The sequence below is a fragment of the Bradyrhizobium sp. Rc2d genome (assembly GCF_900099855.1).
In the GTDB taxonomy this organism is placed as follows: Bacteria; Pseudomonadota; Alphaproteobacteria; order Rhizobiales; family Xanthobacteraceae; genus Bradyrhizobium.
Genome location: NZ_FNCU01000007.1, coordinates 96,951 through 118,223 on the forward strand (window position 1 = coordinate 96,951; position 21,273 = coordinate 118,223).

The window sequence follows — 21,273 nt, forward strand, 5'->3', positions numbered from 1 at the left end:
TGATGGCAAATGCTGACGCGACCCCGGTCCTGGAGCTGACCGGCATCGGCAAGGAGTTCGGCGCGATCCGCGCGCTGCACGACGTCGACATGCAGGTCTTCCCGGGCGAAGTCGTCGGCCTGATGGGTGACAACGGCGCCGGCAAGTCGACGCTGGTCAAGATCATCGCCGGCAATTTCCGCCCCACGCACGGCGAGATCCGCTTTGCCGGCAGCGCGGTCCATTTCAACCGGCCGGTCGATGCCCGCGCCGTCGGCATCGAGGTCGTCTACCAGGACCTTGCGCTATCAGACAATCTGACCGCGGCCGCCAACGTCTTCCTCGGCCGCGAGCTGAAGCGCAAATTCGGACCCATTGCCTTGCTGGACCACAAGGCGATGGCGGCGCGTGCGCTGGAGCTGTTCGGCGAGTTGCGTTCGGAGACCCGCCCTGATGACCTCGTCAAGCAGATGTCGGGCGGCCAGCGCCAGGCCGTCGCGATCGCGCGGACGCGGCTCTCCAACGCGCGGCTGGTCATGATGGACGAGCCGACGGCCGCGATCTCGGTGCGTCAGGTCGAGCAGGTGCTCGGCCTGATCCACCGGCTGAAGGAGCAGGGCGTCGCCGTGATGCTGATCTCGCACCGCATGCCCGACGTGTTCGCGGTGTGCGACCGCGTGGTCGTCATGCGCCGTGGCGAGAAGCGGGCCGACAAGCCGATCCACCAGACCTCCCCCGAGGAGGTCACCGCCCTCATCACCGGCGCGAAGGAGGCGGCGTGATGGCCATGCCCATGGAATCTCCGATCAGCTTCACCAATATCGGCCGGATCAGATGGTGGCAGCGCGGTCTCTTCGCCTCCCAGACCGGCTATGTCCTGCTCGCGCTGGCCGTGCTGCTGGTGATCATGCACTTCGCCAGCCCGTACTTCTTCACCGAAGGCAACATGCAGAACGTGGCGAAGAACTTCTCCTTCATCGCCATTGCGACGCTCGGCGTGACCTTCGTGATCATCACCGGTGGAATCGACCTGTCGGTCGGCTCGATGATGTGCTTCTCCGCCATGATCACCTCGATGGTGATGACCGAGCTATCGGCGCCCGGATCTCCGGTGGGCTCGATGTTCGTGCACTTGGCCGCCGACGGCAAGACCGTGCTCGCCAACGTGCCGGGCCTGATCCTGCTGGTCTCGATCCTCGCCGGCCTCGGCGTCGCGCTGGTCGCCGGCCTCGTCAACGGCTTCTGCATCGCCGTGCTTGGCCTGTCGCCCTTCGTCACCACGCTCGGCATGCTCTCGATCGTGCGTGGCCTCGGCTATGTCGTCTCCAACGGCCGCGGCAGTTTCCCGGGCGGACCGGACGCCGATTATTTCTACGCAGCTACCTCCGGCGACGTGCTCGGCGTGCCCGTGCCTTTCATCTATCTCGTGGTTCTCGCGCTGGCGATGGCCGTGGTGCTGCACCACACCTCGTTCGGCCGCCACGTCTTCGCGCTCGGCGGCAACGAGAAGGCGGCCGAGCTCACCGGCATTCCGGTGGTGCGGGTGAAGATCGAGGTCTATGTGATCTGCGCGCTCGCGGCGGGCCTGCAGGGCATCATCATCTCCGGCTGGCTCGGATCGGCGCCCGCCAACATGGCGACATCCTACGAGCTCAACGTGATCGCGGCGGCCGTCATTGGCGGCGCCAACCTCGCCGGCGGTATCGGCGGTCCGTTGGGGGCCATCGTCGGCTGCGTGCTGCTGGAGGTGATCCGCAACGGCCTCGTGCTGGCCCAGGTCAGCTCCTACTGGCAGCAGACGCTGGTGGGCGTGATCATCATCCTGGCCGTGCTGGTCGACCGGATCCGTTCGCGGATGAGCTGAGGTGACGTCGTTTCGGGAGGGCAACGAACATGCCGCCTATCCGCTTCCCGGACGCTTCTTTGAGAGGATAGGCGCAAGAGAAGGGTGGAGGAGACAATGAGGAAACTTCTTCTTGCCGGCATCGCCGTCGCAATAATGGCAACGCCGGCGTTCGCTGCGAACTACCGCTTCGTCATCGTGCCGAAGGCGATGAACAATCCGTTCTTCGACTTCGCGCGCGACGGCTGCTTGAAGCGCGCCAAGGAGCTCGGCAATATCGAGTGCATCTACAAGGGTCCGGTCGAGCATGAGCCGGCGACGCAGGCCCAGATCATCCAGGACTTCGTCACGCAGAAGGTTGACGGTCTCGCCATCTCGGTCGCCGACGTCGCGGCCATGACCAAGTCGATCGAGGCGGCGACCGCAGCCGGCATCCCCGTCATCACCTTCGATGCCGATGCGCCGGGCTCCAAGCGCATCGCCTATATCGGCACCAACAACAAGGAGTTCGGCTTGGCCCTCGGCAAGCAATTGCTGAAGATGCGGCCCGACGGCGGCAAATACGCGATGGTCTCGGGCGGTCCCGGCGCCAAGAACCTCGCCGAGCGCGTCGACGGCGTGCGCGAGGCGCTGGAGGGCTCGAAATGGACCGAAGTCGCGGGCTCGCCGACCTTCTGCAACGACGATCCCGCGCTGGCGGTCCAGCAGATGACGGATATGCGCACCGCAACGCCGGACCTTGCCGCCATTGTTCCGGTCGGCGGCTGGCCGATGTTCGCGCCCGAAGGCTTCAAGGCGTTCGCCTCCAGGAACAAGAAGGACATCGATTCAGGCAAGTTCACACTGGTCGTCGCCGATACGCTCAAGATGCAGCTCGAGCTGCTGCGCGACGGCTATGCCAATGCGCTGGTCGGTCAGCGCCCGTTCGAGATGGGCGAGAAGGCGATGGACACGCTGCTCGCCATCAAGAAGGGCGAGAAGGTGCCGGAGATCGTCTACACCGGCCTCGATCTCGTGACCAAGGACAACGTTGCGCAGATGTTGAAGTAGGAGCGCGCCGCCAGCCCCGCGCTTCTGCCTGCCTCCCCCGCTTGCGGTTTCCGCGAGCGGGGGAGATGATTTGGACCGTTGGAAGGAAGACTCCTGGAAGGCAACGGGAATGAAACGGTCGCGCCTCGGCTCTCTCGACGTCACCTCAATCGGCCTCGGTTCCGCCCCGCTCGGCGGATTGTTCACCCCCGTCAGCGATGCCGATGCACAAGCGACGATCGCACGTGCCTGGTCGCTCGGCGTGCGCTTCTTCGATACCGCGCCGCTTTACGGCTTTGGCTTGGCCGAGCGGCGGCTCGGTGCGTTCCTGCGGCAGCAGTCGCGCGAATCCTATGCGATCTCGACCAAGGTCGGGCGTCTTTTGCGCGCGCCGGAGGGCTCTGCCGCCGAGGACGAGCACTACAAAGGCACGCCGCGCGAGCGGCCGGTGTTCGATTTCAGCCATGACGGCGTGATGCGCTCGGTGGAGGAAAGCCTCGCCAGGCTCGGGCTCGATCGTGTCGACGTCCTGCTCGTGCATGATCCCGACGATCATTATGACGATGCCGTCGCCGGTGCCTTCCGCGCGCTGCAGCGCCTGCGCGAGGACGGCACGGTCAAGGCGATCGGCGCCGGCATGAACCAGTCGGAGATGCCCCTCCGCTTTGCCGACGCCGTGCCGGTCGACTGCTTTCTGCTCGCCGGCCGGTACACGCTGCTCGATCAGGGCGCGCTGGATGCGCTGTTTCCGGCCTGCCAGGCCAGGAACATCGGCATCCTGCTCGGCGGCATCTACAACAGCGGCATCCTGGCCAATCCGCACACGAGCGCGAAGTTCAATTATCAGGACGCCGATTCGGCGGTCGTCGCGCGCGCACTCGAACTCGACGCGCTCTGCCGCAAGCACGGCACCGAGCTGAAGGCCGCTGCACTGCAGTTCTGCATGGCCCATCCGGCCGTGACGGTCGCCGTGATGGGCGCACGCAATGCCGCCGAGGTGGCCGACAACATCGCGATGTCGGAGGCGGCGGTGCCGCAGGCCTTCTGGCAGGAGCTGCGCGCGAGAAACCTCATCGATGCGCGGGCGCCGCTGCCGGGCGGAGCGTGAGCCATGATCATCGACGGTCACCAGCATTTCTGGGATCCGGCGCGCGCCGACTATCCCTGGATGGAGGCGGACGAGCTCACGCCGATCCGCCGTGCCTTCGGTCCCGGCGATCTCGCACCATTGCTGAAAGCAAACGGCATCGACGCCAGCATCCTGGTGCAATGCCGCTCCGCGCTGGAGGAGACCGAGGAATTCTTGCGCATCGCGGATGCGACGCCCTCTGTCATCGGTGTCGTCGGTTGGGCTGATCTGACGGACGGGGCACTTGACGAGACGCTTCATCGCCTTCGAGCCTCCCCCGGTGGCGACAAGCTGGTCGGCATCCGCCACCAGGTGCACGACGAGTCCGATCCGGATTGGTTGCTGCGCGAGGACGTCCAGCGCGGACTCACGGCGGTGTTCGCCCGCGACCTCGCCTACGATCTCCTCGTCCGCACCCGCGAGCTGCCCTCGGCCATTGCAACCGCGCAGGCCTTCCCGCAAGCACGCTTCGTGCTCGATCACGCCGCCAAGCCGCCGATCGCCGACGGTGGAAGCGACGAATGGGCCGATCGCATCAAAGCGCTCGCCGCCTGCGGCAATGTCTGGTGCAAGATTTCAGGGTTAGCGACGGAAGCGGTCTGGAGCGATTGGGATGCGGAGCGGCTGTTTCCGTTCGTTCAACATGTCGCGACATGCTTTGGCGAGGATCGGTTGATCTTCGGCTCGGACTGGCCGGTGTGTCTGCTTGCGGGCAGCTACGGCGAGATCAAGGATGCGCTGGAAGCGTGCTTGATGAAGCTTGGTCCGCAGGTGAGGGAGAAGGCGTTTGGTGTGAACGCGATGGCTGCGTATCGGTTGGCGGTTGCCAGTTAGAGCGAAGCACCGGACTATTTCTTACCCTCCCCTGGAGGGGGAGGGTCGAGCGCGCGCAGCGCGAGCGGGGTGGGGTGATCTTTCCACTCGGGCACCGCTGCCGTGGAGAGACTGTCACCCCACCCCGTCTCACATTTTCGCTGCGCTCAATGTGAGCCGATCCTCCCCCTCCAGGGGAGGGTAAGAGACCTCACGCCCCCGCGGGCACCTGATCCAAGAATCCCGTCACGCTTCTGATCCGGCCGTCCTTCAGCATCGCGAAATCCGTGCCCTTGATCGGGCTGTCGACACCATCAGGGCCGAGTCCCCACGAGAAGCGCACATGGTCGCCGTAGCCGTTGGGCTCGCCGATCAGCTTGAATTTGAAATCGGGAAAGCGCTGCTGCACGCCGGCGATCAGCGCGTCGATGCCGTCCTGGCCATCGCCCTTCATCAGGGGATCGACATAGTTCGCATCCGCGGTCCAGTTCTCGCGGAGCAGCTCGCGGCGGCGGCCGGCGGCGCGTTCGTTCCAGAGCTCGATGTAGCGGCGGGCGATGGTGACGGGGTCGGTCATGGTGCTCTCCTTCGGTGGCGCCGTGTTGTCCGGCTGACCTGACTATCGAAGGAATGCGCGCGCCGATCGATTACCTCGGAGGTCATGCGCATGATCCGGAAAAGTGTGGAGCGGTTTTCCGATCAGACCATGCGCAAAAAACTGAGGCGCGATGATGTTTCATCGCGCCTCAGGCGCACGCATAATCTCATGCGGGCGTCACTTCGCCGCGGTCACCATGATCTCGACGGTATATTGCGGCGCCGCCAGCTTGGCTTCGACGGTGGCGCGGGCCGGCGTATTGCCGGGCGAGACCCAGGCGTCCCACACCGCATTCATCTCGCCGAACGTCTTCATGTCGGTGATGTAGATCGTGGCCGAGAGCAGCTTCGATTTGTCGGTGCCGGCCTTGGCGAGGTGACCGTCGATGGTTGCCAGGATGTCCTGGGTCTGTTTCGTCACGCTTTCGCCGGCGGCCTTGTTCGCGACGACGCCGGCGAGATAGACGGTGTTGCCGTGCACGACGACCTGGCTCATGCGCGGGCCGGTTTCAAAACGCTGAATGCTCATTTGGGGTCTCCTGGTGGAAGGGCGGCCCTGTCTAGCCCAGCGACCCGCGCTCTGCCACCCCAGGCACGCATGCGTTGCCAGGCACGCATGCGTTGCTAGGCACGCATGCGTTGCCTGCGCGCGATGCGCCGCTCAGCGAAATTGGCTGAAGAAAGCCCAGATCGTCTCGGCGCCGTCGATGTCGCTGTTCTGCGGGCCGAGCAGTTTGGTCGCGACTCTCGGGAAACGCGCGTCCGGTGCAAATCCGGGCATACGGTGGCCGCCATGGTTGATGCGATAGAGCACGACGTCGTGCCCGGTCGGACAGCGCGAACTGATCCGCGTCACGGTGGACTGGTCTGCGGGCGCCCTGTCGGGCATATCGGTCACCCCGGCGTCATCGGTCTCACAGCCATTGAGGCTGCGCCAGAATGCCAGCGTCTCGTCCGTCGACCAGAACCCGTCTGCGGCATAATAGCTCGATCCACGACCACCCTCGTAGGGCACCAGCGGATCGGCGGTGCCGTTCATGAGCAGCATCGGCAACGGCCGCGACGGATGGCAGGTCACGGCGGCCTCTTCAGTGAGATTCATGACCACGCTCGCGCCGGCCGCAAACAAATCGGCGCGGGCGCAAACCAGCGTCATCACCATGGCGCCGCCATTGGAGATGCCGGTGACATAAACGCGCTTCGCATCGGCCGTGCCGTCGGCCACCAGCTTCTCGACCAGCTTTGCGATGAACGCGACGTCATCGGTGCCATCGGGTGGGCCGCGGAGCGCGGGTCCCGCCTTGGTCCTCGCATCGGCCCAGGCATGGTTGAGCCCGTCCGGAAAGACGACCGCAAGCCCCTCGCGCTTGGCAAGCTGCGGCCACGCCGTCCGCGCGACCATGTCGGCACCGCGCTGGGTCTTGCCATGCAGCACGATGACGAGCGGTGCCGGCTTTTTCCCCGGCAGCTGCGCGGTGTAGGAACGCTTCACGCCGTTGACGTCGATCGTTTCGGCCGATGCAGGAGAGAAGCAGCAGATCATCGCCAGCCAGAACGAGGCAACGTGCAAGGCGGGTCGTATCATCCAGGCCATGATCGGTACCATCGATAGCGTTTAGCCGCTTCGACGAACGTAACCAAGTTCAAGATATCGGCGCGACCTTCAACCGCATGTACAAACCGCGTGATTGCACAAATATCTTGCAGCAATCGCGAATTGAGCTGCGTCAACGAGCGGAAGTGAGATAGACTGCAATTAATAGATGAGATTTAATTTTCACGACAGGAGGCTGAATTGCGCCACCTGGAAAACTACCTCGACCCTTCAGAGATACTTCGTCTTTTTGAAGAAAAATTTGGGACTGGCGTCTGGCGCTGCGATGCCGAAGGCCGGATGCAGTGGTCGCGTGGCTTCTACGGCCTGCTGGGCCTCGATCCCCAAGCCGTCGCGCCCAGCTATGCGGAAATTGAGAGACGAATTCATCCGGAGGATCGCCGTCCGCAGCGCGATCCACGCGAATTGGCCTTCGACCGGTCTTTGCTCGACGGCGAGTTTCGCATCATCCGGCCGAATCGTGCACTGCGCTGGATCCGTATCCAGTCCGAGACTTTTTTGAACTCCGCCGGCGAGCCGGAATGCGTGGTCGGCGTCGCCATCGACATCACCGAACAACGCAGCTCGCTGCAGCCTCTCAAGACAGATGCAGGTCGCTACGCGGCGATGATGCAGGTCGCCGGCGGATTGCTGTGGGTCGGCAGTCAGGACGGCCGGATTACTGCGCTCTTGAATGCGGAGAACAAGCCGGACGCGCACCGGTTCTTCGGCAAAGGCTGGCTCGATCTGCTTCCCGAAGAGGAGCGCGAAACGGCCTTGCGGATCTGGGCGGCCGCCGTCGAAACGGGACAGCCCTATGATGTCGAGCATCAGCTGCGCCAGTCCGATGGCTCCTACCGCTGGTACCATTGCAGGGCTGTGCCGGTCCCGGACGCGGATGGCGGTATTCGGGAATGGTTGGGAATCTCCACGGACGTGAACCAGCAGCGACCCTCGATCCAACAGGCCGCGCCGTCGAGATTGACGGGGACGCAATTGCGCGCGGCCCGCGGCATGCTGAACTGGTCGGTGAAACAGCTCGCCGCGCGAACCGGGATTTCTGCTGCCGTGATTCGCCGGCTTGAGGAGCAGAACGGTCTCCTGCGCCTGCCCGACGAGACATTGACGACTCTTTGCGCCACGCTCTCGTCTGCGGGCATCGAGCTTATCTTCGGAGCCGGGAAACCTGGCGTGAGGCCAAGATGATCGTCAAGCAGCCAATCGCGGCAGCCATCTTTTTTGCGCAGATCGAGTGAGATCGGGTCCGCTTCGCACCAGTTTTGATGTTGGCGCAGCGCTCTGTCGATTGAGAGACAACAAGATCCTGGCAAGGCCTCGCACTTTAATTCCGGCTGCAGAAGCAGCGCTCAATTTTTGCGCGTTGAGAGACCTCGCGAACAAATTTTTCTTAATGTCGCAATAAGCAATTTTGGTCACCTTGGTCACACACGTCAAAGTCAGAGTCGGAGGGGCGTAAAACTGACGGTAGTAGCGGGGTAACGGGGCGCTGCATCATCGTCCGGATTGTTCTAGCGGCACGCGCTTCGACCGATCCGGGATCATTGCCAGCCGGGTGCGCCAATGCTGTCGCGATCGGAATGGTGGGGTATCGCCCGATCTGGTCATGTCAAACGGTCATATCCGTCTGCGGCAACGTCCGCGCGGGGATTTTCATGCGATGTCTTAGGCCATAGCGGCCATAGCTGCGGAGTATTTGCCAATGTCTTCTTATTTCAAATTTCGTATCGGTGGCCGGTTGATTGCCGGATTTGCTGCAGTCTGCGCCATCATCGCCCTTTCCGCCGGCTACACCATGTTCGAGGTCGGGCGCATTTCAACGACGGTCAATCGCATGACGAACCTGCGCACGCCGGTCGCGCTGGCGAGCACCGAGCTGATCGGCAATCTCTATTCCACGCTCGCGACCCTGCGCGGCTATTTGCTGAGCGGGAATCCGCAAGGCAAGCTCGATCGCATGTCAATGTGGAAGGAGATGGATAGGACTGTAGCTGCGTTCGAAGAGCAGGCGGCGCAATTCACCAATCCCGAGAACAGGCAAAAATGGGAGCAAGCCAGGCTGCTGCTCGCCGAGTTTCGTGCGGCGCAGGACAAGGCCGAAGCGATCGCTTTCACCCCTGACGCCTATCCGGCGACCAAGCTCATGGTCGGCGAGGCCGGCCCGCGCGCAGACGTGATATTCTCCGAGATCACGAAGATGATCGATCAGGAGGAAGCACAGGAAGCTACGCCAGAACGGAAGAAGTTGCTCAAGGCGATGGCCGACACGCGGGGCAATTTTGCCGCTGCCACGGCCCTGCTCCGGATGTACCTGCTCTCGGGCGAAAAGACCGACAAGGAAAAATTCGCAAGGCCGTGGGAGGCCTTTGAGAAAGGCTATGCGGGAGTCAATGCGCGAAAGGACCTGCTCACTGCTTCGCAACAGGCATCCTTCGACAAGATCGCAAAGGCGAAAAGCGAGTTCGCGCCCCTCTATGAGAGGATCTTCGCGCTTCGCGAGTCCCCGGACTGGAACGCGCCGGTTTATCTGCTGGTGACCGAAGCCGCGCCACGCGCCGCAAGGATTCTCGACCTGCTCGACGGGCCCAAGGGCGTCGACGGCACCCGCTCGGGAGGCATCAAGTCCAATCAGAAGCGGATGCTCGTCGAGGAGACGCGCGTTGTGCAGGACAGCATCTCGCTGCTGAAGCTGATCCTGTGGACTCTGTTGGCCGCGGGAGTCGGCCTCGGCGGGACAATCGCATTGTTCACGTCCCGCTCGATCGCCGCCCCGATCCGGGGAATGACCTTTGCTATGGGCAAGCTCGCCGGCGGCGACACCTCCACGAACGTTCCCTGCGTGGGCCGCACCGACGAGGTCGGCGAGATGGCCAATGCGGTCCAGGTGTTCAAAGACAACATGATCGAGGCCGATCGTCTGCGCGCCGAGCAGGCACAGACGGAGGCTCGCGCGGCCGCTCAACGCAAAGCCGACATGCACAGGCTCGCGGGTCAGTTCGAGGACGCGGTCGGCGACATCGTGAAGACGCTGTCGTCCTCATCGACCGAGCTCGAAGCGGCGGCCCGGACCCTGAGCAAGACCGCGGAGAACACCCAGGAGCTCTCGAGCGTTGTCTCTACCGCGTCCGAGGAAGCGTCGACCAATGTTCAATCGGTTGCCTCCGCCACCGAAGAGATGAGCTCATCCGTGACCGAAATCGGCCGCCAAGTGCAGGACGCCGCCAGAATCGCCGGCGCGGCGGTGGAGCAGGCGCAGAGGACCAATGATCGGGTCAACAAGCTGTCGCAGGCGGCCACCCGCATCGGCGACGTCGTCGAACTCATCAACACGATCGCGGGGCAGACCAATCTGCTCGCTCTGAACGCCACGATCGAAGCGGCGCGAGCCGGCGAAGCCGGGCGCGGCTTTGCCGTGGTTGCGTCCGAGGTCAAGGCGCTGGCCGAGCAGACAGCGAAGGCAACCGGAGAGATCGGTCACCAGATTGCCGACATTCAGGCCGCCACCCAGGAATCGGTGATCGCGATCAAGGAGATCAGCGGAACAATCGGCAGGATCTCAGAGATTTCTTCGGCGATCGCCTCGGCGGTCGAAGAGCAAGGAGCGGCGACGCAGGAGATTGCCCGCAACATCCAGCAGGCGGCGCAAGGCACCGACCAGGTCGCAGCCAACATCAGCGATGTGAAGCACGGGGCGGCGGAGACTGGTTCGGCTTCAACCCAGGTGCTTGCCTCGGCGCAAATGCTGTCGAAGGACAGCGCCCGATTGCACTCCGAGGTCGAGCAGTTCCTGACCACGGTGCGCGCAGCCTGACCCGAAGAGACGAGGTGCCCTACCAGTATCGCATGGGGGAACGCGATGGCCGATCGAACCACACAAGAATCGCTCGCGGGCGCGGTCGATAACGTCATCGCGTTGCCGCTCAGCCAAACCAGCCTGGTCGCCAACACCAGCCGAGACTGCAAATCGCTGCAGCAAAGCATCGCGACGATGCAGCAATGTCTCAGGGCGCTCGGCGACTTTGTCCGAAATCTCGATGACGGGCCGGAGGCCGAGGGACTTCGAGCCCACATGGCCGAGCTGAACGAGCTGTTGTCTCTGCGGCTCGATCAGCTCTCGCTGACCGAACGCTTGTTGCAGGACTTGGTCCGCCGCGGCTGAGGCGGGTGCGCCGCCGCGCAGCGCCGGTCTCGCCGGTCACCCCACCGCCTTCGCCGCGGAGCGGCCGGCATTGCGCCCCGAGAACAGGCAGCCGCCGAGGAAGGTGCCCTCCAGCGAGCGGTAGCCGTGCACGCCGCCGCCGCCGAAGCCGGCGGCTTCGCCGACCGCATAGAGGCCGGGGATGACGCTGCCCTCTTCCCCGAACACGCGCGATTCGAGATCGGTCTCGAAGCCGCCCAGCGTCTTGCGGGTGAGGATGTTGAGCTTCACCGCGATCAGCGGCCCATGCGCGGGATCGAGGATTCTGTGCGGGGAGGCGGTGCGGATCAGCTTGTCGCCGATATAGCGGCGCGCATTGTGGATGTTCATCACCTGCGCGTCCTTGACGTAGGGGTTGGCGATCTCGCGGTCGCGCGCTTCGATCTGCATCCTGATGTGCTCGAGCCTGAGGAGATCGCTGCTGGCGAGCTCGTTCATGGCTGCAACGAGCTCATCGAGCTTGTCGCGCACGATGAAGTCGACACCGTGGCTTTTGAACGCCTCCACCGGCGCCGGCGCCCCCTTGTTGGTGGCGCGGCGCAAGGTCATGCGCCAGCTCTTGCCGGTGAGGTCGGGGTTCTGCTCCGAGCCCGACAGCGCAAACTCCTTCTTGATGATGCTCTGCGTCAGGATGAACCAGGAATAATCATAGCCCGTCGACATGATGTACTTGAGCTGGCCGAGCGTGTCGGAGCCGGGGAATAGCGGCGCCGGCAGCCGCGTGCCCGTGGCGTCGAACCACATCGAGGACGGGCCGGGCAGGATGCGGATGCCGTGGCGCGGCCAGATGGGATTCCAGTTCTGGATGCCCTCGACGTAATGCCACATGCGGTCGCGATTGATCAGTCGCGCGCCAGCCTTTTCCGTGATGCCGATCATGCGGCCATCGACATGCTCGGGCACGCCCGAGATCATGAATTTCGGCGGCTCGCCGAGCCGCTTCGGCCAGTTCTGCCGCACCAGCTCATGATTGCCGCCGATGCCGCCGGAGGCGACGATCACGGCTTGCGCCTTCAACGCAAACTCGCCGACGACGTTGCGTGACGAGCTCTTGCCCCGCTCGATAGTGTCGGGGGCAAGAACGGCGCCGCTGACGCCATCCACGGTGCCGTTGGTGATGGAGAGCGCATCAACGCGATGGCGGAACCTGAAGGTCAGCCGGCCGCTTCGGGCGGCTTCGCGCGCGCGGCGCTCGAATGGCTCGACGATGCCGGGGCCGGTGCCCCAGGTGACATGGAAGCGCGGCACCGAATTACCGTGGCCCATCGCGTCATAGCCGCCGCGCTCGGCCCAGCCCACCACGGGAAAGATGCGATGGCCCATGGCGCGCAGCCAGTCGCGCTTCTCGCCCGCCGCGAACGCCACATAGGCCTCGGCCCATTGCCGTGGCCAGAAATCCTCGTCGCGGTCGAAGCCGGCGGTGCCGATCCAGTCCTGGAGCGCGAGCTCGTAGGAGTCCTTGATGCCGAGCCGGCGCTGCTCCGGCGAATTGACCAGGAACAATCCGCCGAACGACCAGAACGCCTGGCCGCCGAGCGACTGCTCGCCCTCCTGGTCGACCACGATCACGCGCTTGCCCGCGTCCGCGATCTCGGTTGCGGCCACGAGGCCCGATAATCCCGCGCCGACCACGATGACGTCAGTTTCTTCCGCCATGTATCTCCCCCTCCACGGGTTCCCCCCGGTAGTTACCCGGATTGAAGCCAGCGGTTGCAACTGAGATCAAGGGTGCGGCCCGTAAGACAACATTAACTTGTTCCACTTCGGGATAGAGACCAGCCGAGTGCAGCGCGGACGCAACACTGTATTTGAATTTGTTTTGACAGAGCCGGCGCGCCTAGACAAAACCGCAGAGTCGACAGACGCTAGCTGTGCATCACCACCTGACACGCAGATTCGAATCCGACTGGGGCGGGGGACAATGAAGTTTCTGACGGGGTTGCTTGCGGTGATTTTGCTGATCGCCGGCATGGGGGCTTCTCACGCAGTGGTTCGTATCGCGGATGACCGCGGCGGCAGGATCGGAACCTACGTCGACAGGTACCAGGACCTGCGTCAGTCAGGCGAAACCGTCATTATCGACGGCCTCTGCGCCTCCGCCTGCACCATCGTCCTCGGCGCCATCCCACGCGACCGCATCTGCGTGACCTCGCATGCAACGCTCGGTTTCCACGCCGCCTGGGATTTCGGCAGCAATGGCCGCGCCGTCACCAATCCCGAAGCGACCCAGATGCTCTATGCGATGTATCCCTCGCAGGTGAGGCGCTGGATCGGCCAGCGGGGCGGGCTGACCCCACGCATGCTCTTCCTGAGGGGCAAGCAGCTCGAGGCCATGTACAAGCCCTGCTACCTGGACGCGCAAGCCTCGAGCAACAGGCCGTCGCGCCGATCTCTCCCACAAGCGGAGCAACTCGAATCCGCTCGGGGCCAACTGCTTCACTGATCTTCGCAGCATGATGGGATCGTTTTGGGCCGACGCGGGCGTCTTGTCCGCGGGCGGCCCAAAGCCTATCTGAAAGCCTGGGAACCGGGGCCTTCGCCCCCGATCATTGCCATGGCTCAACCACTGCATCCGGCTCATCCTGTATCGGACAATTCGCCCAATGCCGGCCGGATGCCGTCCGTGCTGCTGTGGGCGGGCGCAGGTCTCGGCGCGCTGGTCGTGGTCGCCGTCCTCGCGCTCTGGTTCCATTACGGCACCCAGGTGTTCTTCGAAATGATCAGGACCGGCTTCGCCGCCTGCTTCTGATCCCGATAGGAAGTGTTCCGCCAATGAGCTCCATCGCCCGTCCGCTGGTGATCGCAACTGCCTTCGCCGCAAGCCTCATTGTCGGGCTGCTGGTCATGTTCTGGGCCATGGGCGGGGTGAGCAAGGTGGCGCAACCGGCGGCGATCGGCGGCCCGTTCCAGCTCACCGACCAGAACGGCAAGGCCGTCACCGACAAGACCCTGAAGGGCAAGCCGACCCTGATCTTCTTCGGCTACACCCATTGCCCCGACGTCTGTCCGACCTCGCTGTTCGAGATCTCGGAAGTGCTGCGTGCGATGGGCAAGGAGGCCGACAAGGTCAATGCCATCTTCATCTCGGTCGACCCCGAGCGCGACACGCCGGCGGCGATGAAGGACTATCTGACGAGCTTCGATCCGCATCTCGAGGGCCTCTCCGGCGATCCCGCCGAGGTCGCCAAGGTGATCACGTCCTACCGTGTCTACGCCAAGAAGGTCCCGACCAAGGACGGCGACTACACCATGGACCACACGGCGCTGGTCTATCTGATGGACCGCGACGGCCGCTTCGTCTCGCCGTTCAATTTGAAGCGAAGCCCCGAAGAGTCCGCGACCGAGCTGAAGCGGTATCTCTAGGACACCTCTCCCGCTTGCGGGAGAGGTCGCGCCGAAGGCGCGGGTGAGGGTTCTCTCCTCTTGGGGGTTCTCGCCCGGAGGCACCCTCTCCCCGACCCTCCCCCGCTTGCGGGGGAGGGAGCGCACCTCCGTCTTGGCCACAATCGGCGCTCGCGTTCCGGGCCGAATGGTCTATAAGGCCCTCCGATCTCAACGTAATTCGTTCATTTCCGGCCGATGGCTCCATCGCAACAGGCGAAATCGTCGAAATCTGTCCGTGGCTTGCTGATGGGGCTGGCCGTCGGTGCTTGCCTGCTCGCAGGGCTCGGCGCCACGAATGCCCAGACACCAGCCAAGCGGCCGCCCACGGCGCCCCAGGCCACGCCGCAAACCGCGCCCCAGGCCGCCCCACAGGCCGTGCCGGGCTTCTGGGACCCCAGGCGCCGGCCGGAGCGGCCGGACCTGTCGCGCCTGACCGTGATCCGTTTCCTGACCGAGACCGACTATCCGCCGTTCAACTTCACCGGCGCCGATGGCAATCCGGCCGGCTTCAACGTCGATCTCGCACGCAGCCTGTGTGACGAGATCAAGGTCACCTGCACGGTGCAGATGCGCCGCTTCGAGACGCTGGTCGACGCGCTCACCTCCAACCGGGGCGATGCCATCATCGCCTCGATGGCGGTGAGCCCGCAGCTTCGCGCCCGCGTCGACTTCACCGATCCCTATTACCGGGTGCCGGCACGTTTCGTCTCGCGCAAGGACGCAGTGATGCCGGAGATCCGTCCCGAATATCTCGAAGGCAAGAAGGTCGGCGTCATCGCCGGCTCCGCGCACGAGGCGTATCTCAAGGCGATGTTCACCGACGCCGAGCTGCACGCCTATCCCAATGACGATGCGCTCCGCAGCGCTTTACGCAAGGGCGAAGTTGATTTCATCTTCGGCGACGCCATCTCGCTCGCGTTCTGGATCAACGGCACCGATTCCGGCGATTGCTGCGCCTTCTCCGGCGGTCCCTTCGTCGAGAGCCGCTTCTTCGGCGAGGGCATCGGCATCGCCGTGCGCAAGGGCAACGACGTGCTGCGCCAGGCCCTGAACTGGGCCCTGTTCCGCGTCTGGGAAAAAGGCCGCTACACCGATCTGTGGCTGCGGTATTTCTCGGTGAGCCCGTTCTAACTAGCGTCGCTGCTCCCTCCGCCGTCATTGCGAGGAGCTCGCGACAAAATTGCGCAGCAATTTTGCGCTGATGCGACGAAGCAATCCAGATTGTCACCGCGGAGACAGTCTGGATTGCTTCGCTTCCGCCTTCGCTCTTCGAGCTACGGCGGACAAGTCGCTCGCAATGACGGTGCAAGAGGCAATACCGCCCACAAAATTGCATTCTGCCCGGAAATCGCTATTTTCCGCGGCCCGGAGGCCCCTGATGTCCGTTATCGATCTTGCCGCGAACCCGAGCGACCTGCGTGCGCTCGCCGAACAATCCAACGCCTGGCCGTTCGAGCAGGCGAAGGCCATCGTCGCGCGGCTGAAGAAAAGCCCGAAGGACGAGGTGCTGTTCGAGACCGGCTACGGTCCCTCAGGCCTGCCGCATATCGGCACGTTCGGTGAGGTCGCGCGCACCTCGATGGTGCGCCACGCCTTCCGCGTGCTGACCGAGGACAAGATCAAGACGCGCCTGCTCGCCTTCTCCGACGACATGGACGGATTCCGGAAAGTGCCCGACAACGTCCCCAACCAGGACATGCTGGCCGCGCATCTCGGCAAGCCGCTGACGCGGGTGCCGGATCCGTTCTCCAACGAACACCCCTCGTTCGGGCATCACAACAATGCGCGGCTTCGTGCCTTCCTCGATCATTTCGGATTCGACTACGAGTTCGCCAGCTCGACCGACTATTACACATCGGGCCGCTTCGACGCGACGCTGCTCAAGATGCTGGCCGCCTACGACAAGATCATGGCCATCATCCTGCCGACACTCGGCCCCGATCGCCGCGCCACCTATTCGCCGTTCCTGCCGATCAGCAGGACGACCGGCGTCGTGCTGCAAGTGCCGATGATCCGCCGCGACGTCGCAGCCGGCACGGTGACCTATGTCGACCCCGATACCAACCAGGAAGTCGAGACGTCCGTGACCGGCGGCAACGTCAAATGCCAATGGAAGGCCGATTGGGCGATGCGCTGGGTCGCGCTCGGCGTCGATTACGAGATGGCCGGCAAGGACCTGATTGATTCGGTGAGGCTGTCCGGCGCGATCGCCCGGGCGCTTGGCGCCACGCCGCCGGAAGGCTTCAACTATGAGCTCTTCCTCGACGAGAAGGGCCAGAAGATCTCGAAGTCGAAGGGCAACGGCCTCACCATCGACGAATGGCTACGCTACGCCTCGCCGGAATCGCTGTCGCTCTTCATGTATCGCGAGCCGAAGGCGGCCAAGCGGCTGTATTTCGACGTCATCCCGCGCAATGTCGACGATTACCAGCAATTCATCGACGGCTTTGCCAAGCAGGACGGCAAGCAGCAGCTCGGCAATCCGGTCTGGCACATCCACAACGGCAAGCCGCCGAAGGGCGATATGCCCGTCACGTTCCAGCTCTTGCTCACGCTGGTGTCGTCGTCGAACGCTGAGAATGCCGAGACGCTGTGGGGTTTTATTGGCCGCTACCGCCCCGGCGTGAGCCCGCAGACGCATCCGAAGCTCGATGCCATGGTCGGCTATGCCATCAACTATTACCGCGACTTCGTCGCGCCGACGAAGCAGTTTCGCGTGCCCACGGACACAGAGCGTGCCGCGCTCCAGGACCTGCGCGATGCGCTGTCGCAACTGCCGCAGGATGCCTCGGCCGAGGACATCCAGAACGTCGTCTACGAGGTTGGCCGCCGCGAGCCTTTCCTCGATCAGGTCAAGAAGGGCAAGGATGGCCGTCCCGGCGTCACGCTCGACTGGTTCAACATGCTCTACCAGGTGCTGCTCGGCCAGGAGAAGGGCCCGCGCTTCGGCTCCTTCGTCGCGGTGTACGGCATCCAGAACGCCGTCAACATGATCGACGGCGCGCTGGCGCGAAGCGCGTGAGCGCACTCCCGCTGTCATCGCCCGCCTTGTGCGCAATTGCGCACTGGGGCGGGCGATCCAGTATTCCAGAGGCGGTTGTGATAGAGCCGAGAGAGGCCGCGGTGTACTAGATTCCCCGCCTTCGCGGGGAATGACATTGAACAACGTAGCGAAGTTGCGGAGTGACGCCCGCCTAGATCGAGCGCAGCACGTAACGCCGGTTGTCCTTCTGCACCGGGCGCGCGTTCATCGGATAGAGTTTTGCGAACGCGGCGACATCGGCGGCTGACACCTGGATCGGGTCGGTCAGCAGCAGCCATTCGACCACCTCCGAGCAGGGCGGCGTCGTCAGCGAGCCGGGATAGCGGAAATAGCTGAGTCGCTGCGGCAGCATGGCGTGAGGATCGATGGTCGCATCGGCCTTCACCGCGGGACCTTCGGCGGCCGGCATGGTCTTGACGATCTTGCTGAAGGCTGCGTTCGGCCTGCCTTCGGCCATCAGCACGCCGATCACGGCGAGCCCGCCGGCATCGTTGCGATGGACGAAATGTGCCTCCATCGGAAAATTCTTGCCGCCGATCATGTGCTCGCTGGGCCGGTGGAAGTGCACTTGAAGCAGCTTGTACTTGACGTTGCCGAGCATGAGCGTGCTGCCTTCGCCGAAGTTGAGCTGGATCGTGTGCCCGTTGTTGACGATGGTGTCGGCGCTCTTGGCCCAGTTCAGCTTCAGAACGGGCAATTGCGACTTGATCGCCCCCTCGATGTCGATCGGCGATTGCTGCAGGCCGACCGCGCAGGCCTTGTTGGCCGCGTCGAGATCGCCCCATTTGGCCGGACCGCCGGCGCCCTCATAGCTCCAATGCGCGCCTTCGGCGGCGAAGGCCGGCTTGCAGAGCGGACAAAGCGCGAGACCCACCAGGGCCTTCAATGCGTGACGGCGATTCATCGTATTCCCCCGAGATGAATTTTGATCGGCAATCGGTGCGCAACCTATGCGAGAGGGCCGGTGAGTCGCAAGCTCGCCCGCGGCGAAACGCGGCGCGGGTGATGTCATCGCCCGGTCACCGCGCCCGGCGGGACGCAATCACTGGCTCGCCCAGACGATCCGCGCGATCCAGGCGACGTCGCTCATCGCGATCGTCCGCTCCGCCCGTGACGCATCGAACGGCTGCAAGTCCAGCGCCTTCGCCGTGCGGCGCTTCAGCGTCGCGACCACCACCTCGCCCGCTCTGGTCTTCACCACCACGCGATCGCCTTTGCGGATCGGCGTGCCGCGCGAGATCAGGATGACGTCGCCGTTGCGATAGGCAGGCTGTAGCGCATCGCCGGAAATCTCCAGCGCAAAGGCGTGACCGTCCTCGGCGGTGGGAAGCGCGATTTCGGTCCAGCCCTTGCCGGATGGAACGCCGGATTCGTCGAAAGCGCCGCTGGCACCGGCGAGTGCGAAGCTGAGCAGCGGCACCGAGCGATCGTCGCCGGCGTCCTCGTCGATCAGCCTCGCAAAGCTGTCGATCGAGGAGCCGGCCGCGGCTAGCGCCTTCGCGATCGATTCGGTCGAGGGCCAGCGCTCGCGGCCGTCGGAGGTGACGCGCTTGGACTTGTTGAAGGTGGTGGGATCGAGCCCGGCGCGTTTGGCAAGGCCGGACGCCGACAGCCCGGCGCGCGCGGCCAGCCGATCCAGCGCGCCCCAGATCTGGTCGTGAGTCAGCATCCTCTGCGCTTTGGCCTGTTTGACCATGGAAGGTCCAGCCCGTCGCAACTCAGGAAAACTGTCCTCAAATCAACCGGTTTTCCGCTTTCCGTGCAAGAGGCGGCGGGGGAAAGCGTTTTCAACGAAGTGGGGTACCGGTTCACGTCGAGAAAACGCGTCAAAACGAGAATCCAGAGCCTCGTTCCGATTTCATCGGACCGGAAAAGGCTCTAGGTCTTGAGTTCGGCAGGGGCCGCCTTTACGGTCGCGCCCGGGTTTTCAGGACCCGCGAGAGACGAAAAAACCCAAAAGACTCAAAGAGCAAACAGGGCTGCGTAAGCGGTGGTCAAGATCTACAAAATCTGTCCGGCCTCGGCCTGGCGCGAGGCGGAACGGCAGGGCATCTACCGCGGCAGCGCGGACGATGCGCGCGACGGTTTCATCCATTTCTCGACCGCCGCCCAGGTTCCCGAGACCTTGCGCAAGCACTATGCCGGGCAGCGCGCGCTGTTCCTGGTCGAGGTCGACGGCGACGCGCTCGGCAGCGAATTGCGCTGGGAGCGCTCGCGCAATGACGAGCTGTTTCCGCATCTCTATGGCGAGCTCGATCTCGGCGCGGTGATCGCGGTGATGAACCTCAACATCCGCTCCGACGGTAGCCACGATGTTCCGGAGTTGCTGCCGTGATCCGCGCCTTCGACGCCTTTTCGCTACCGGTGCTGCGCTGGCTCGATCCGGAAGACGCGCATCGCCTCGCGATCCAGGGCCTGCGCTTTTTGCCGCCGGTCAAGCCGCGCGCTGACGATCCCAAGCTCGCGGTACGCGCCTTCGGGCTCAACTTCCCCAATCCGATCGGTATGGCCGCGGGCTTCGACAAGAGCGCCGAGGTGCCGGATGCGCTGCTGCGGCTCGGCTTCGGCTTCGTCGAGATCGGCTCGGTGACGCCGAAACCCCAGGCCGGCAATCCGCGGCCGCGGCTGTTCCGTCTGGAGCGCGACGAGGCCGTCATCAACCGCATGGGCTTCAACAATGACGGCGCGGACCTTGCCCTGCGCCGGTTAGCTGCGCGCGCGCAGCATGGCGGCATCGTCGGCGTCAATGTCGGCGCCAACAAGGATTCACCCGATCGCGTCGGCGACTACGTCAAGCTGATCGAGACCTTTGCGCCGGTCGCGAGCTATTTCACCATCAACGTCTCCTCGCCGAACACGCCGGGCCTACGCAACCTTCAGGAAGGCGCATTGCTCGACGATCTCCTCGCCAGGGTGATCGACGCGCGCGAGCGGGTGCGGCAGAAGGCCGGCGACACGCCGGTGCTGCTCAAGATCGCGCCTGACCTCAGCCTCGCCCAGCTCGACGACGTCGTGCAGGTCGCGCGCTCGCGCCGGGTCGACGGCATGATCGTGTCGAACACGACCATCGCGCGGCCGAGCACGCTGCGCGAGGAAATGCGCGCCAGGGAGCAGGGCGGTCTGTCCGGACGGCCGCTATTCCGCCTGTCGACGCGCATGGTCGCGGAGACCTATGTGCGCGTCGAGGGCGCATTCCCGCTGATCGGCGTCGGCGGCGTCGATTCGGGCGGGGCCGCGCTGACCAAGATCCGCGCCGGTGCCAGCCTGATCCAGCTCTATTCGTCGCTGGTCTATAAGGGTCTCGGCCTCGTCGACGAGATCAAGCGCGACCTGACCTCGACGCTGCTCCGCACGGGGCGGGATTCGCTCTCCGAGATCGTCGGCGCGGATGCTGCGACGCTCACGGCGGAAGACTGGCCGGGGATGTAAGGCGGCCCGTGCCCCGGATGCAGCGCAGCGTGCCGCCTTCGGCGTGATGCGCTGCTGATCCGGGGCCCATAGCCACTGGGGCCCGGCTCTGCGCAGCAGCACTGCGTGCTGCAGCGAGTCCGGGACATGAACATCTCGCGTTCCCCGTAGCCCGGATGGAGCGAAGCGCAATCCGGGAATCTATCCGCTCGCGCGAAGGCCCCGGATTTCGCTGCGC

At 64.3% G+C, this 21,273-nt stretch carries 21 protein-coding genes; 15 read left to right on the top strand and 6 right to left on the bottom strand.

Going from position 1 to position 21,273, the window contains the following annotated elements:
* Positions 1-2 precede the first annotated feature (2 nt).
* From BLV07_RS11980 to BLV07_RS12000, 5 genes are all read left to right on the top strand, one after another.
* Complete coding sequence (locus BLV07_RS11980) at positions 3-761, top strand: ATP-binding cassette domain-containing protein (protein ID WP_091885062.1); 759 nt, start codon at positions 3-5, stop codon at positions 759-761.
* Entirely contained in the window at positions 761-1,843 is a 1,083-nt protein-coding gene (locus BLV07_RS11985; protein WP_176945485.1) for an ABC transporter permease, read from the top strand. Before BLV07_RS11980 ends, BLV07_RS11985 begins: the two co-directional genes overlap by 1 nt.
* Positions 1,844-1,939: 96 nt before the next feature.
* Positions 1,940-2,872, top strand: coding sequence for a sugar-binding protein (locus BLV07_RS11990; protein ID WP_176945486.1), 933 nt, complete (start codon positions 1,940-1,942; stop codon positions 2,870-2,872).
* A gap of 109 nt (positions 2,873-2,981) precedes the next feature.
* The gene (locus BLV07_RS11995) at positions 2,982-3,959 is read left to right on the top strand and encodes an aldo/keto reductase (protein WP_091885077.1); all 978 of its coding nucleotides are present in this window, start codon (positions 2,982-2,984) and stop codon (positions 3,957-3,959) included.
* 3 nt (positions 3,960-3,962) lie between these two features.
* Positions 3,963-4,814: an amidohydrolase family protein gene (locus tag BLV07_RS12000; RefSeq protein ID WP_091885081.1), complete on the top strand. Its 852-nt coding sequence runs from the start codon at positions 3,963-3,965 to the stop codon at positions 4,812-4,814.
* A 190-nt stretch (positions 4,815-5,004) separates the two neighbouring features.
* Here BLV07_RS12000 and BLV07_RS12005 read toward each other — a convergent pair whose 3' ends face one another.
* The 3 genes from BLV07_RS12005 to BLV07_RS12015 all read right to left on the bottom strand — a co-directional run bounded on the left by BLV07_RS12005 (position 5,005) and on the right by BLV07_RS12015 (position 6,975).
* The gene (locus BLV07_RS12005) at positions 5,005-5,370 is read right to left on the bottom strand and encodes a nuclear transport factor 2 family protein (protein WP_091885086.1); all 366 of its coding nucleotides are present in this window, start codon (positions 5,368-5,370) and stop codon (positions 5,005-5,007) included.
* Positions 5,371-5,568: 198 nt separating this feature from the next.
* Positions 5,569-5,919 (bottom strand): RidA family protein, encoded by a 351-nt coding sequence (locus BLV07_RS12010; RefSeq protein ID WP_027575148.1) that lies wholly within the window; start codon positions 5,917-5,919, stop codon positions 5,569-5,571.
* A gap of 132 nt (positions 5,920-6,051) precedes the next feature.
* Positions 6,052-6,975, bottom strand: coding sequence for a CE1 family esterase (locus BLV07_RS12015; RefSeq protein WP_502689958.1), 924 nt, complete (start codon positions 6,973-6,975; stop codon positions 6,052-6,054).
* Positions 6,976-7,185: 210 nt separating this feature from the next.
* On the opposite strand from BLV07_RS12015, the gene BLV07_RS12020 reads away from it, so the two are divergent.
* The 3 genes from BLV07_RS12020 (at position 7,186) to BLV07_RS12030 (ending at position 11,161) form a co-directional block, all read left to right on the top strand.
* Complete coding sequence (locus tag BLV07_RS12020) at positions 7,186-8,190, top strand: PAS domain-containing protein (protein ID WP_091885090.1); 1,005 nt, start codon at positions 7,186-7,188, stop codon at positions 8,188-8,190.
* 514 nt (positions 8,191-8,704) lie between these two features.
* Positions 8,705-10,813 (top strand): methyl-accepting chemotaxis protein, encoded by a 2,109-nt coding sequence (locus BLV07_RS12025; RefSeq protein WP_091885095.1) that lies wholly within the window; start codon positions 8,705-8,707, stop codon positions 10,811-10,813.
* Between the two features lie 45 nt (positions 10,814-10,858).
* Positions 10,859-11,161 carry a hypothetical protein gene (locus BLV07_RS12030; protein ID WP_091885099.1) on the top strand — a complete coding sequence of 101 codons (303 nt, stop codon included), beginning with the start codon at positions 10,859-10,861 and terminating at the stop codon, positions 11,159-11,161.
* A 36-nt stretch (positions 11,162-11,197) separates the two neighbouring features.
* Here BLV07_RS12030 and BLV07_RS12035 read toward each other — a convergent pair whose 3' ends face one another.
* Positions 11,198-12,856, bottom strand: coding sequence for an FAD-binding dehydrogenase (locus tag BLV07_RS12035; RefSeq protein WP_091885103.1), 1,659 nt, complete (start codon positions 12,854-12,856; stop codon positions 11,198-11,200).
* 265 nt (positions 12,857-13,121) lie between these two features.
* Between BLV07_RS12035 and BLV07_RS12040 the strand changes: the two genes are divergently transcribed.
* The 5 genes from BLV07_RS12040 to BLV07_RS12065 all read left to right on the top strand — a co-directional run bounded on the left by BLV07_RS12040 (position 13,122) and on the right by BLV07_RS12065 (position 17,606).
* Entirely contained in the window at positions 13,122-13,643 is a 522-nt protein-coding gene (locus BLV07_RS12040) for a Clp protease/crotonase-like domain-containing protein (RefSeq protein WP_164935102.1), read from the top strand.
* A 111-nt stretch (positions 13,644-13,754) separates the two neighbouring features.
* On the top strand, positions 13,755-13,949 hold the full coding sequence (locus BLV07_RS12045) for a hypothetical protein (protein WP_091885107.1): 195 nt from the start codon (positions 13,755-13,757) through the stop codon (positions 13,947-13,949).
* A gap of 23 nt (positions 13,950-13,972) precedes the next feature.
* Positions 13,973-14,563: an SCO family protein gene (locus tag BLV07_RS12050; protein WP_091885112.1), complete on the top strand. Its 591-nt coding sequence runs from the start codon at positions 13,973-13,975 to the stop codon at positions 14,561-14,563.
* A gap of 216 nt (positions 14,564-14,779) precedes the next feature.
* Positions 14,780-15,715 (top strand): ABC transporter substrate-binding protein, encoded by a 936-nt coding sequence (locus tag BLV07_RS12060; RefSeq protein WP_091885117.1) that lies wholly within the window; start codon positions 14,780-14,782, stop codon positions 15,713-15,715.
* A 247-nt stretch (positions 15,716-15,962) separates the two neighbouring features.
* Entirely contained in the window at positions 15,963-17,606 is a 1,644-nt protein-coding gene (locus tag BLV07_RS12065; protein WP_091885122.1) for a lysine--tRNA ligase, read from the top strand.
* Positions 17,607-17,778: 172 nt separating this feature from the next.
* Here the strand turns inward: BLV07_RS12065 and BLV07_RS12070 are convergent, their stop codons facing one another.
* Both BLV07_RS12070 and BLV07_RS12075 read right to left on the bottom strand, forming a co-directional pair.
* Positions 17,779-18,531 carry a carbonic anhydrase gene (locus BLV07_RS12070; protein ID WP_091885127.1) on the bottom strand — a complete coding sequence of 251 codons (753 nt, stop codon included), beginning with the start codon at positions 18,529-18,531 and terminating at the stop codon, positions 17,779-17,781.
* Positions 18,532-18,669: 138 nt separating this feature from the next.
* Positions 18,670-19,323, bottom strand: a complete 654-nt coding sequence (locus tag BLV07_RS12075; protein WP_091885132.1) for a S24 family peptidase — start codon at positions 19,321-19,323, stop codon at positions 18,670-18,672.
* 294 nt (positions 19,324-19,617) lie between these two features.
* Between BLV07_RS12075 and BLV07_RS12085 the strand changes: the two genes are divergently transcribed.
* Both BLV07_RS12085 and BLV07_RS12090 read left to right on the top strand, forming a co-directional pair.
* Positions 19,618-19,962 (top strand): DUF952 domain-containing protein, encoded by a 345-nt coding sequence (locus BLV07_RS12085; protein WP_091885138.1) that lies wholly within the window; start codon positions 19,618-19,620, stop codon positions 19,960-19,962.
* Positions 19,959-21,056, top strand: a complete 1,098-nt coding sequence (locus BLV07_RS12090; protein WP_091885141.1) for a quinone-dependent dihydroorotate dehydrogenase — start codon at positions 19,959-19,961, stop codon at positions 21,054-21,056. The genes BLV07_RS12085 and BLV07_RS12090 overlap by 4 nt, the downstream gene beginning before the upstream one ends.
* Positions 21,057-21,273 lie beyond the last annotated feature (217 nt).

Excerpts from the sequence above, each read along its gene's own strand:
- BLV07_RS12070 (WP_091885127.1), bottom strand. The coding sequence starts at position 18,531 with ATGAATCGCCGTCACGCATTGAAGGCCCTGGTGGGTCTCGCGCTTTGT.
- BLV07_RS12010 (WP_027575148.1), bottom strand. The coding sequence starts at position 5,919 with ATGAGCATTCAGCGTTTTGAAACCGGCCCGCGCATGAGCCAGGTCGTC.
- BLV07_RS12015 (WP_502689958.1), bottom strand. The coding sequence starts at position 6,975 with ATGATACGACCCGCCTTGCACGTTGCCTCGTTCTGGCTGGCGATGATC.
- BLV07_RS12030 (WP_091885099.1), top strand. The coding sequence starts at position 10,859 with ATGGCCGATCGAACCACACAAGAATCGCTCGCGGGCGCGGTCGATAAC.
- BLV07_RS12005 (WP_091885086.1), bottom strand. The coding sequence starts at position 5,370 with ATGACCGACCCCGTCACCATCGCCCGCCGCTACATCGAGCTCTGGAAC.
- BLV07_RS12045 (WP_091885107.1), top strand. The coding sequence starts at position 13,755 with ATGGCTCAACCACTGCATCCGGCTCATCCTGTATCGGACAATTCGCCC.
- BLV07_RS11990 (WP_176945486.1), top strand. The coding sequence starts at position 1,940 with ATGAGGAAACTTCTTCTTGCCGGCATCGCCGTCGCAATAATGGCAACG.
- BLV07_RS11980 (WP_091885062.1), top strand. The coding sequence starts at position 3 with ATGGCAAATGCTGACGCGACCCCGGTCCTGGAGCTGACCGGCATCGGC.
- BLV07_RS12000 (WP_091885081.1), top strand. The coding sequence starts at position 3,963 with ATGATCATCGACGGTCACCAGCATTTCTGGGATCCGGCGCGCGCCGAC.
- BLV07_RS12075 (WP_091885132.1), bottom strand. The coding sequence starts at position 19,323 with ATGGTCAAACAGGCCAAAGCGCAGAGGATGCTGACTCACGACCAGATC.
- BLV07_RS12060 (WP_091885117.1), top strand. The coding sequence starts at position 14,780 with ATGGCTCCATCGCAACAGGCGAAATCGTCGAAATCTGTCCGTGGCTTG.
- BLV07_RS12035 (WP_091885103.1), bottom strand. The coding sequence starts at position 12,856 with ATGGCGGAAGAAACTGACGTCATCGTGGTCGGCGCGGGATTATCGGGC.
- BLV07_RS11985 (WP_176945485.1), top strand. The coding sequence starts at position 761 with ATGGCCATGCCCATGGAATCTCCGATCAGCTTCACCAATATCGGCCGG.
- BLV07_RS12050 (WP_091885112.1), top strand. The coding sequence starts at position 13,973 with ATGAGCTCCATCGCCCGTCCGCTGGTGATCGCAACTGCCTTCGCCGCA.
- BLV07_RS11995 (WP_091885077.1), top strand. The coding sequence starts at position 2,982 with ATGAAACGGTCGCGCCTCGGCTCTCTCGACGTCACCTCAATCGGCCTC.
- BLV07_RS12065 (WP_091885122.1), top strand. The coding sequence starts at position 15,963 with ATGTCCGTTATCGATCTTGCCGCGAACCCGAGCGACCTGCGTGCGCTC.
- BLV07_RS12025 (WP_091885095.1), top strand. The coding sequence starts at position 8,705 with ATGTCTTCTTATTTCAAATTTCGTATCGGTGGCCGGTTGATTGCCGGA.
- BLV07_RS12040 (WP_164935102.1), top strand. The coding sequence starts at position 13,122 with ATGAAGTTTCTGACGGGGTTGCTTGCGGTGATTTTGCTGATCGCCGGC.